Here is a 9,529-nt window from a genome sequence, read left to right on the forward strand (position 1 = left end):
CCTGCGCGAGGAGCGCCCCAGCACCGGTGCGGTGCACGTCCTGGGCAAGGACCTCGGCAAGCTGTCCAACTGGAAGGTGCCGCACATGCGCCGCCCGCCGCCCGCCGCCCGCGCCAGGGTTGCCCACCTGCCGCCGGTGTCACCTGCGCTGGGCCGGCCGGTCCCAGCGCGGGACTGCTGCGCGCTCGCAGCCCCGGCGGCCTGTGGGCCCCTGGGGGCCTGCCCTCCTCCTCCGCCGCGGTCGCGGCGCCGCCTCCCGTTGTGGGCAGGCCCAACTTCCCGATGCGGCCCTCACGATCCCGGGCCCGCCACCACCTCCGCCCCTGCCTCCCTTTCACTCTCGTCCTCGGGCCTCGCCCTCGTGTGGGGCTCCTCCGCCGATACCTCTCGCCCTACGGGCCAGGGGCCGCCTACCGGTTGGCAGCTGCCTGTTCCCACACCCAGGCCGCGACGCCCACCCGGTTACGGGCGCCGAGCTTGCGCTGGATGTTGGCGAGGTGGTTCTTCACCGTTCCCGGTGAGATGAAGAGCCCGGCGCCGACCTCGGCATTGGTCGCTCCGTCGGCCACCAGCTCAGCGATCTCCCTTTCCCTCTCGGTCAGTTCTTCCACCGGGCCGGCTATCAACGGGCCCGGTACGCCTGCCCCGACCGCGGCCCCGGACACCGGAGCGGCATCCGACAGTGCCATGTGCCGCAGCAGCCGAACGGTGATCTGCGGGCTGATCAACGCGTCCCCGGCCATCGCCGCCCGGATCGCCTCGATCAGCAGCACCGGCCCCGAGCGCTTCAGCAGGAAGCCCGCCGCGCCGTACCGCAGAGCCGTGTGCACGTACTCGTCCAGATCGAAGGTGGTCACCACGATCACCTTGCACTGGCCCGCCAACTGCCGCGTGACCTCCAACCCGTCGAGCTTCGGCATCCGGATGTCCGCCAGCACCACGTCCGGCCGCAGCCTCTTCGCCTCCGCCACCGCCGCGGCACCATCCGCTGCCTCGGCCACCACCGTCATATCCGGCTGGACGTCCAGGATCATCCGGAACGCGCTGCGAACATCGGCCTGGTCGTCGGCGACCAGGATCCGGATCGACCCCGTGCTTCTGCTCATCTGCTCCGCTCCCTCACGCCCGTACCAGTCCTCGTCGGGGACACCGGCCGCTCCGGTTGCTCCCGCCCTGCCAACGGCAGCCTCACTGTCACGCACCAGGCCACCTGCTCGTTCGCCCCTGCCTCGAAGGTGCCGCCCAACGCCTCCACCCGAGCCGCCAGCCCCGGCAGTCCGCTGCCGCCACCTCGTCGGGGCTGGCCGACCGGATCGGGCGCCAAGCCGTCGTTCATCACGGTCAGCTCCAACCAGTCGCCGCCGCAACGCGCCCGGACCTCGATCCGACGGGCGCCCTGGGCGTGCCTCCGGACGTTGGTCAGTGCCTCGACGACGATCCGGTGGACCGTCCCCGACACCTCCCGCGGCACCGGCTGGTCCGGCAGTTCGAGGAGTACCCCCGGGCCGCCCGAGGCGGTGAACCGCTCGGTCACCTCCCTGAGTTCCGCGATCCCCGGCTGTGGGCTGCGCCCCGTCCCCTCCTCCGTGCGCAGCAGCTGGACCGTCCGGTCCAGCGATGCCAGGGCCCGCTGCCCGGCCTGCTCTATCCGCTCGAACATGGCCACGGCCCGGACCGGGTCGACCGCGGCCAGGTAGGCACCGGCCTGGGCCTGGGCGACCATCCCGCTGACGTCGTGCGCCACGAAGTCGTGCAGGTCGTGGGCCAGTTCGAGCCGCTGGGCCCGCCGGGCCTCGGCCACGGCACCGCGGCGGCCCTCGTCCAGACCGCGCAGGTAGAGCCCGATCAGGACGGCCGGCAGGGAGAAGGACGCGCCGAAGCCGAAGAGGGTGAGGACGGACTCGGGGCCGCTCGCGAAGGCGAAGCGGGACACCCAGAGCGAGACCGCGCCGCCCACCGTCCAGACCGCTGCCGCGCACGCACGCCCGTCCTCGGCCCTCAGGGTGAGCACCACCAGCAGCAGCAGGCCCGCCAGCTCGAACAGGCCGACCACGCCCGGCCAGCGGTCCGCGTCGGACCACCGGCCGGCGAGCCAGACGCCCACCGTGACCGCTGCGGAGACGGCTCCGGACACGCCCGTGACCAACGCCAGCCCGTAGCGCGATCGGGTCGCCCACCCGATCAGCAGCACGACCGGGACGACCACCGAGAGCATCTGACTCATCGTCACCACCTTCCTTCCACGGCGACCACATTAGGGGTCGGCGAAGGGGGGAGGCCTGTGCCGATCGGCATATTTCCCAGGGTTGTTGACCTGGGAGAACAGGCCGATCGGCATCTGCCGCCGACGCCCCGGGAGCGCCAGTCTTGAGCCATCGGATCGGCCACCGGGGCCGAGCCGGGGAGGAGTTCACCACCATGTCGAAGCTCATGATCAAGGCCCGGGCGGCCGACCGTACGGCGCCGGGCGGCACGGCCCACGTCGTCCCACCGGCACCGCGCTGGGCCGAACTGGCGGCCAAGGCTGCCGCGTTGAGCACGGTCCCCTCGGGGCTGTGGCGGATCGCGTTCGGCTTCGGAGTCCCGGTCGGCTTCACCGGTGCGACCTACTCCGCCTTCGCCGCGCACCAACCGGGGTGGGGCACGGTCTACTGCGTGCTGCTGAGCGCGCTGGCCGAGGGCCTGGCCTTCCTGACCGTCGGCCTGGTCCGGCCCTGGGGCCAGGTGGTGCCGCGCTGGATCCCGCTGATCGGCGGCCGGAGGGTGCGTCCGCTGTCGGCCGTCGTTCCGGCCCTCCTGGGCTCGCTCGTCCTGACCAGGGTGGGGCTGCTCGCCCTGTTCGGCGGTTGGGCCAGGAACTTGGCCGAGCCGGATTCGCCGCACGGCCTCGGCGGCCTGGTGATGACCCTCGCCTATCTGCCCCTGGTCATATGGGGGCCGCTGCTCGGCGCGGTCGCCCTCGACTACGCCCGTCGAACCCTGTGGGTCCGATGAGCACGGCGGTGGGTCAGGCCTGGGCGGGCTGCGGGCTCAGGCCCGCGTTGTCGACTCCACCCACGAGGTCACCTGCAGCCTTGCCCACGGCCTCGGCCTCGATGGGGTGCGGTACGGGAGCGAGGGTGGGGGCAGGAGTGGGTGCAGGGGCGGGAGTAGGTGCGGGGGCGGTCCTGCGGCCCCACTCTGTCGCGACCAGCACCAGGGCACCCCCGAGCAGGGCGAGCGGGCCCATCCGGTTCCCGGCGATGGTGATGCCGAAGACGGCTGCCCACAGCGGTTCGGTGCCGAGCAGCAGGCTGACCCGGGACGGCGAGGTGGCCCGGACGGCCCACATCTGGACGAAGAAGGCGAACAGGGTGCAGAACAAGGACAGGTGCAGCAACCAGACCCACTGGCCGGCTCCGTACGAGAGCGCGACGGTCCACGGCATGGGCCCGACGGCGAGGGCGACGACCGAGAACACGGCGGTCGCGACGGCCAGTTGGACCCAGGTGACGGCGAGCATGTCGGTGTTGCGGACGGCCCGGCTGCGGGCCATGGCCAGGACGTACACCGAGCGGATCAGGGCGGCGCCCAGGACCAGCAGGTCGCCCAGCGCGGGTGGGCGCAGCCCTCCGTCGCCGGTGAGCAGGGCGACGCCGAGGACGGCCAGTGCTGCGGCCGCGAGGAAGGCCCGAGGCGGTGCGATACGGCCGAGGGCGCTCTCGCCGAGCGGGGTGAGCACCATGGCGAGGCTGATGATCAGCCCGGCGTTGGTGGCGGAGGTGTGCACGGCGCCGTAGGTCTCCAGCAGGAAGATCCCGCTGAGGACCAGGCCCAGTGCGGCGCCGCCGAGCCACTCGGTGCGGCTCAGCTTCCGCAGGGCCCGCCGGGCGGCGAGTCCGAGCAGCGGCAGGACCAGCCCGAAGCGCAGCACGAGCATCGCCACCACCGTCCCCGGCTCGGCCACCCGTTGGACGGCGAGGAAGCTCGAACCCCACACCACCGCCACGAGCAGGACCGGTAGATCACGAAGGACCGATGAGGACGAGGACAGGGAGGCACGCATGAGGAGGATCCCTCCGAACGAACGGAACCGGCGGGTGCGAGGACCGTACGGCGTCGGACGGACCCGGGAGCTGGGCGTGTGGCTCAGCGGTGGACGGGGCGAGGGATGGAACAAGGGGGCGCCATCCTTGCGCACCGGCCCGCCGGTGATCAATGCCCGTTCCGGATGCCGGCGGGTCAGGAGGCGAGCGCGCCGTTCGTCTCGGCGATGGCCTCGATGTCGGCTGGGGTGCCGGACATGATGGTTCGGACGTGCTCGGTGACGAGCTCGACCGGCCAGTCCCACCACGCGGCGCGGAGCAGGCGTTCGATGTCGGTGCCGTCGAAGCGGCGCCGGATCGGGCGGGCGGGGTTGCCGCCGACGATCGTGTAGGGCGCGACGTCGGCGGTGACCACCGCACCGGCCGCGATGATCGCTCCGTCTCCGATCCGGACACCCGGCAGGACGGTGGCACCGAAGCCGAACCAGACGTCGTTGCCGACCACAGTGTCGCCCCGGCTGGGCAGCGCCGTGACGATGTCGAGGGTCTGCTCGGTCCAGCTGCCGCCGAACATCGTGAAGGGGAAGGTGGAGACGCCGATGGTCGGGTGGGAGGCCCCGGCCATCAGGAACCGGGTGCCGGTGGCGATCGCGCAGTACCTGCCGATCACCAGCCGTTCGGGGCCGTACGCGTAGAGGACGCTGCGCTCCTCGAAGCGGGTGGCTCCGTCGGGGTCGTCGAAGTAGGTGTACTCGCCGACCTCGATCCTCGGGTCGGTGACGAGCGGGCGCAGCAGGACCACCCGGTCGTGCCCGGCGAGCGGGTGGAGAACGGTCGGGTCGGGGATGGCAGGGGTGGTCACAAGGCTCCTCTCGTAATGCGACTCGCGTCGCATTACGATGAGCATGGCATGGCCGCCAATCCACGGCAAGCACTAACGCGACTGGAGTCGACTTTGAGCACTGCGCCCCACCTCGATCAGCACCCCCTCACGCCGACCCCCCGCACGCCGACCCCGCGCCCGGGCGGCCGTAGCGCCCGAGTCCGTGCGGACGTGGTCGCCGCCACGCTCGCCGAGGTCACGGAGAAGGGCTACGACGGGCTCACCGCCGAGGCGGTCGCAGCGCGCTCCGGGGTCCACAAGGCGACCCTCTACCGGCGATGGGGCGGGGTGGACGGTCTGGTCGCGGACGCACTGACCGCCTCGGCCGACCAGCCCTGGCCCCTGCCCGACACCGGAGACCTCCAGGAGGACCTCCGCCGCATCACCCAGGAGGTGTTCACCGTATTCACCGACCCCGAACAGGGCCCCACGCCCACCGCATTGATCTCCGCCGCCCAGCGCTCCGACCTCGGCGCGACCGCCCTGCGCGAGTTCTTCGCGACCCGCCACCGTCAGGCCGCCGAGGTCGCCGAACGGGCCGTCGCCCGAGGTGAGTTGCCGGCCGGAACGGACGGCACCGAGGTGGCCAGGGCCGCCACCGCGCCGCTCTACTACCGGCTGTTCGTCACCGGCGAGCCACTGGACGCCCGCACCGCCGAGCGGGCCGCCGACGCCGCCGCCCTGGCGGCCCGCGCCGGACTGTTCGCATCGGACCCGGCGGGCACCACCGCGAAGATCGACAAATGATCGAACTCGTCGATCCCACAGGCAACATGACCGTCCATCACTGCCAACCGACCGAAGGAGCCCCAGCCGTCCCGCCCCCTACCGGAGACCCGCCCGGCCGTGGATGATGCCCGCATGACAAGCACGCTGTCCACCACCCCACGGAAGGCCCGTCACGTGAAGCGCAAGCACTGGGCGCTGGTCGCCGCCGCCACCGTCCTCCCGCTCGCGGCCGGCACCGGCACCGCCGTCGCGGCCCCCTCCGGCACCACCCCCGCCCCGAGCGCGGCCTGCACCTACACACCCGCCGTCCCGGCCGACAACTTCAAGGGCATCCCGGTCTTCGACACCGCGAAGGCCGCCCGCCCGTATCACGCCACCCTGCGCACCAGCCAAGGGGCGATCACCTTCGAGGCCCTGACCGACAAGGCGCCCTGCACCACCTTCTCGTTCCGTTTCCTCGCCGAGCACGACTACTTCGACCGCAGCCACTGCCACCGCCTCACCACCCAGGGGATCTACGTCCTGCAGTGCGGGGACCCGACCGGGACGGGCAGCGGCGGTCCGGGCTACTCCTTCCCGGACGAGAACCTGACCGGAGCCACCTACCCGGCCGGCACCGTGGCCATGGCCAACGCCGGTCCGAACACCAACGGCAGCCAGTTCTTCATCGTCTGGAAGGACACCAAGCTGCCCCCCGCCTACACTCCATTCGGCCGGGTCACGGCGGGCCTGGACGTCCTGCAGAAGATCGCCGCCGCCGGCGAGGACGACCAGAACGGCCCGGGCGACGGCTACCCCAACGTCCCCGTGAACATCCGCCACGTGAAGATCAGCAAGCACTGACCCGCCGGCCGAGCGACCAAGCGGCCGACCAAGCGGCCATCCAAGCGGCGGGAGGACCGGGCGAACCGGCCAGGCCTCACGCCCACCGCCGCTCCCGTACGGTGGCAGCACCAACGTCACCGCAGGGGAGCAGCACCGCATGGACAGCCGGATCTGGGAGAGCGTCGACCACCTGGTCGCTTGGCTGGACGAGCACAGCACGCAGTCGCCGCAGGAGGAACGGCTGCTGCGGCTCCTCAAGCTCTCCGAGGAGGTCGGTGAGGTCGGCGCGGCCGTGATCGGCGCGACCGGACAGAACCCGCGCAAGGGCGTCACCCACACCTGGGAGGACGTTCAGCACGAGCTCTGCGATGTCGTCTTCAGCGCCCTCGTCGCGCTGCGGACGCTCACCCCCGACGCGGCCCGGGTGTTCGCCGAGCGCCTCGCCTACGTCGAGCAGCGCTCCGCCGCCTCCCGCGACACAACAGGACGGGCGGCGGCGGAGGACGCGGAGGACGCGCCGGAGGCGGAGGGGACCGAACAGGCGGTGGCGGCACCGAAGGCGCGCTGAGTCACCGCGGCGCCGGACCCGTCATCCGACGCCCGGCGGCCCCACCCGACACCGGATACCAGCGGGCACCGCCCACCGCCCGCCCCACCGTCAGGCGTTGGGCGCGACCTTCGCCAGCCCGTTGATCAGGCGGTCCATCGCGTCGCCGCCCGCCGGGTCGGTGAGGTTGGCGAGCAGCTTGAGGGTGAAGCGCATCAGCAGCGGCCGAGGCAGGCCGTGCTGGGCGGCCAGCTGCATCACCTTGGGGTTGCCGATGAGCTTCACGAAGGCGCGACCGAGGGTGTAGTAGCCGCCGTACACGTCCTTGAGGATGCGCGGGTAGGCCTGCAGAGCGCGTTCGCGGCCGCCCTCGGTGACCCGGGCGTGGGCCTGCACGATGACCCCGGCGGCGATCTGGCCGGATTCCATCGCGTAGGCGATGCCCTCGCCGTTGAACGGGTTGACCATGCCGCCGGCGTCGCCGACGAGCAGCAGGCCGCGGGTGTAGTGCGGCTGCCGGTTGAAGGCCATCGGCAGCGCTGCGCCGCGGATCGGCTCGGTCATGTTGTCGGGGGTGTAGCCCCACTCCTCCGGCATGCTGGCGCACCAGGCCTTGAGCACCTCGCGCCAGTCGAGTTCACCGAACGCGGGCGAGGAGTTGAGGATGCCGAGGCCGACGTTGGAGGTGCCGTCGCCCATGCCGAAGACCCAGCCGTAGCCGGGCAGCAGCTTGCGCTGGCCGCCGCGGGTGTCCCACAGCTCCAGCCAGGACTCCAGGTAGTCGTCGTCGTGGCGCGGGGAGTTGAAGTAGGTGCGGTAGGCGACGCCCATCGGGCGGTCCTCGCGGCGGTGCAGGCCCATGGCGAGGGAGAGCCGGGTGGAGTTGCCGTCGGCGGCGACGACCAGCGGGGCCCGGAAGGTGACCGGCCGCTTCTCCTCGCCGAGCTTGGCGGTGACGCCGACGATCCGGCCGGTGCGCTCGTCCAGGACCGGGCCGCTGACGTTGCAGCGCTCGTAGAGCCGGGCACCGGCCTTCTCGGCCTGGCGGGCCAGGAGTTCGTCGAAGTCGGCGCGCTTGCGGACCAGGCCGTAGTCCGGGAAGGAGGCCAGCTCGGGCCAGTCCAGTTCCAGCCGGACGCCTCCGCCGATGATGCGCAGGCCCTTGTTGTGCAGCCAGCCGTTCTCGGTGGAGACGTCGATGCCCATGTCCACCAGTTGCTTGGTGGCGCGCGGGGTCAGGCCGTCGCCGCAGACCTTCTCGCGCGGGAAGGCGGTCTTCTCCAGCAGCAGCACGTCCAGCCCGGCCTGGGCGAGGTAGTACGCGGTGGTGGCGCCGGCCGGGCCCGCGCCGACCACGATGACGTCGGCAGTGCTCTCGACCGTGCTGTCCGGCTTCGTCAGATCGGCTGCGGTCTCGGACACGTGGACACACTCCTGGAGCTGCGGCGGGGGATGGCGGCTTTTGTCTCCGGCAGTCTAGTTCCGCTCACACCACCCGAACCGCCGGAGCCGCCGGAGCCCGCTCCCCCGCCCAGGGTCCCCCGCCTCGACGCCACCGGCCCGGGCTCCCGCCCGCGTCCCGCCTCGGCGCCACCGCCCCGTCAGGCCTGCTTGTACCCGCGGTGCAGCGCGACGATCCCGCCGGTCAGGTTCCGCCAGGCGACCTTCGACCAGCCGTTCTCCTGCATCCGGGAGGCCAGCCCGGCCTGGTCCGGCCAGGCCCGGATGGACTCGGCGAGGTAGACGTACGCGTCCGGGTTGCTGCTGACCGCGGTGGCGACCGGCGGCAGCGCGCGCATCAGGTACTCGGTGTAGACGGTCCGGAACGGCGTCCAGGTCGGCGTGGAGAACTCGCAGATGACCAGCTTGCCGCCGGGCTTGGTGACCCGGTGCATCTCGCGCAGGGCCGCCTCGGTCTCCTGGACGTTGCGCAGCGCGAAGGAGATCGTCACCGAGTCGAAGGTGTCGTCCGCGAACGGCAGCCGGGTGGCGTCGCCCGCGGTGAGCGGCAGTTCGGGGTGGCGGCGCTTGCCCTCGGTGAGCATGCCGACCGAGAAGTCGCACGGGACGACCTTGGCCCCGGCCTCGGCGAAGGGCAGCGAGGAGGTACCGGTGCCGGCCCCGAGGTCGAGCACGAGGTCCCCGGGTCCGGCGGCCACCGCCTCGGCCACCGCCCGGCGCCAGGCGCGGGCCTGGCCGAGGGAGAGCACGTCGTTGGTGAGGTCGTACTTGGCCGCGACGTCGTCGAACATGGCGGCGACTTCATGCGGCTGCTTGTCCAGGGAGGCTCGGGTCACGCCCCCCATTGTTCACCCTGCGACGGGTGACCCGGCCAACGGGGCTCACCAGGAGGCCGACCGGGACGTCCGAGGCGGCGTCGGCGACAACCCCGACAAGCACCCCGGCCCGACGGCCCCGCGCTAGTTGTTCTGTCCCGTGAGGTTGGGGACGCGGGTGGCGGGTGGCTTGCCTGCGAGTGCGGTGTGTCCGCGGTGGTGATTGTAGGTGTGGAGCCATGCG

Annotated in this window: 10 protein-coding genes and 1 pseudogene; 5 read left to right on the forward strand and 6 right to left on the reverse strand. The window is 72.2% G+C overall.

All coding sequences use genetic code 11. From position 1 onward, the window contains the following. Positions 1–94: pseudogene (locus ABTZ03_RS43625) on the forward strand (cell division ATP-binding protein FtsE); the annotation flags it as partial. A 316-nt stretch (positions 95–410) separates the two neighbouring features. Here ABTZ03_RS43625 and ABTZ03_RS43630 read toward each other — a convergent pair. Beyond that, positions 411–1,106 (reverse strand): response regulator, encoded by a 696-nt coding sequence (locus ABTZ03_RS43630; protein WP_350518842.1) that lies wholly within the window; start codon positions 1,104–1,106, stop codon positions 411–413. Then, positions 1,103–2,224, reverse strand: coding sequence for a sensor histidine kinase (locus ABTZ03_RS43635; RefSeq protein ID WP_350518843.1), 1,122 nt, complete (start codon positions 2,222–2,224; stop codon positions 1,103–1,105). Before ABTZ03_RS43635 ends, ABTZ03_RS43630 begins: the two co-directional genes overlap by 4 nt. 194 nt (positions 2,225–2,418) lie before the next feature. Between ABTZ03_RS43635 and ABTZ03_RS43640 the strand changes: the two genes are divergently transcribed. Further along, positions 2,419–2,994: a hypothetical protein gene (locus ABTZ03_RS43640; protein WP_350518844.1), complete on the forward strand. Its 576-nt coding sequence runs from the start codon at positions 2,419–2,421 to the stop codon at positions 2,992–2,994. A 13-nt stretch (positions 2,995–3,007) separates the two neighbouring features. On the opposite strand, the gene ABTZ03_RS43645 is transcribed toward ABTZ03_RS43640, so the two are convergent. Beyond that, complete coding sequence (locus ABTZ03_RS43645; RefSeq protein WP_350518845.1) at positions 3,008–4,045, reverse strand: DMT family transporter; 1,038 nt, start codon at positions 4,043–4,045, stop codon at positions 3,008–3,010. Between the two features lie 176 nt (positions 4,046–4,221). Next, positions 4,222–4,887 carry a CatB-related O-acetyltransferase gene (locus tag ABTZ03_RS43650; protein ID WP_350518846.1) on the reverse strand — a complete coding sequence of 222 codons (666 nt, stop codon included), beginning with the start codon at positions 4,885–4,887 and terminating at the stop codon, positions 4,222–4,224. A gap of 192 nt (positions 4,888–5,079) precedes the next feature. Here ABTZ03_RS43650 and ABTZ03_RS43655 point away from each other — a divergent pair, with 192 nt between their 5' ends. The 3 genes from ABTZ03_RS43655 (at position 5,080) to ABTZ03_RS43665 (ending at position 7,030) form a co-directional block, all read left to right on the forward strand. Continuing rightward, entirely contained in the window at positions 5,080–5,655 is a 576-nt protein-coding gene (locus ABTZ03_RS43655) for a TetR/AcrR family transcriptional regulator (protein WP_350518847.1), read from the forward strand. A 114-nt stretch (positions 5,656–5,769) separates the two neighbouring features. After that, positions 5,770–6,480 (forward strand): peptidylprolyl isomerase, encoded by a 711-nt coding sequence (locus ABTZ03_RS43660; RefSeq protein ID WP_350518848.1) that lies wholly within the window; start codon positions 5,770–5,772, stop codon positions 6,478–6,480. A 139-nt stretch (positions 6,481–6,619) separates the two neighbouring features. After that, a complete protein-coding gene (locus ABTZ03_RS43665) occupies positions 6,620–7,030 on the forward strand; it encodes a MazG-like family protein (protein ID WP_350518849.1) in 411 nt (136 codons plus the stop codon). Between the two features lie 90 nt (positions 7,031–7,120). Here the strand turns inward: ABTZ03_RS43665 and ABTZ03_RS43670 are convergent, their stop codons facing one another. Then, a complete protein-coding gene (locus tag ABTZ03_RS43670) occupies positions 7,121–8,410 on the reverse strand; it encodes a geranylgeranyl reductase family protein (RefSeq protein WP_350518851.1) in 1,290 nt (429 codons plus the stop codon). A gap of 200 nt (positions 8,411–8,610) precedes the next feature. Next, the gene (locus ABTZ03_RS43675) at positions 8,611–9,306 is read right to left on the reverse strand and encodes a demethylmenaquinone methyltransferase (RefSeq protein WP_350518850.1); all 696 of its coding nucleotides are present in this window, start codon (positions 9,304–9,306) and stop codon (positions 8,611–8,613) included. Positions 9,307–9,529 lie beyond the last annotated feature (223 nt).

The organism is Kitasatospora sp. NPDC096077, from assembly GCF_040303245.1.
GTDB lineage: Bacteria > Actinomycetota > Actinomycetes > Streptomycetales > Streptomycetaceae > Kitasatospora.

Excerpts from the sequence above, each read along its gene's own strand:
- ABTZ03_RS43640 (WP_350518844.1), top strand. The coding sequence starts at position 2,419 with ATGTCGAAGCTCATGATCAAGGCCCGGGCGGCCGACCGTACGGCGCCG.
- ABTZ03_RS43665 (WP_350518849.1), top strand. The coding sequence starts at position 6,620 with ATGGACAGCCGGATCTGGGAGAGCGTCGACCACCTGGTCGCTTGGCTG.
- ABTZ03_RS43645 (WP_350518845.1), bottom strand. The coding sequence starts at position 4,045 with ATGCGTGCCTCCCTGTCCTCGTCCTCATCGGTCCTTCGTGATCTACCG.
- ABTZ03_RS43660 (WP_350518848.1), top strand. The coding sequence starts at position 5,770 with ATGACAAGCACGCTGTCCACCACCCCACGGAAGGCCCGTCACGTGAAG.
- ABTZ03_RS43635 (WP_350518843.1), bottom strand. The coding sequence starts at position 2,224 with ATGAGTCAGATGCTCTCGGTGGTCGTCCCGGTCGTGCTGCTGATCGGG.
- ABTZ03_RS43630 (WP_350518842.1), bottom strand. The coding sequence starts at position 1,106 with ATGAGCAGAAGCACGGGGTCGATCCGGATCCTGGTCGCCGACGACCAG.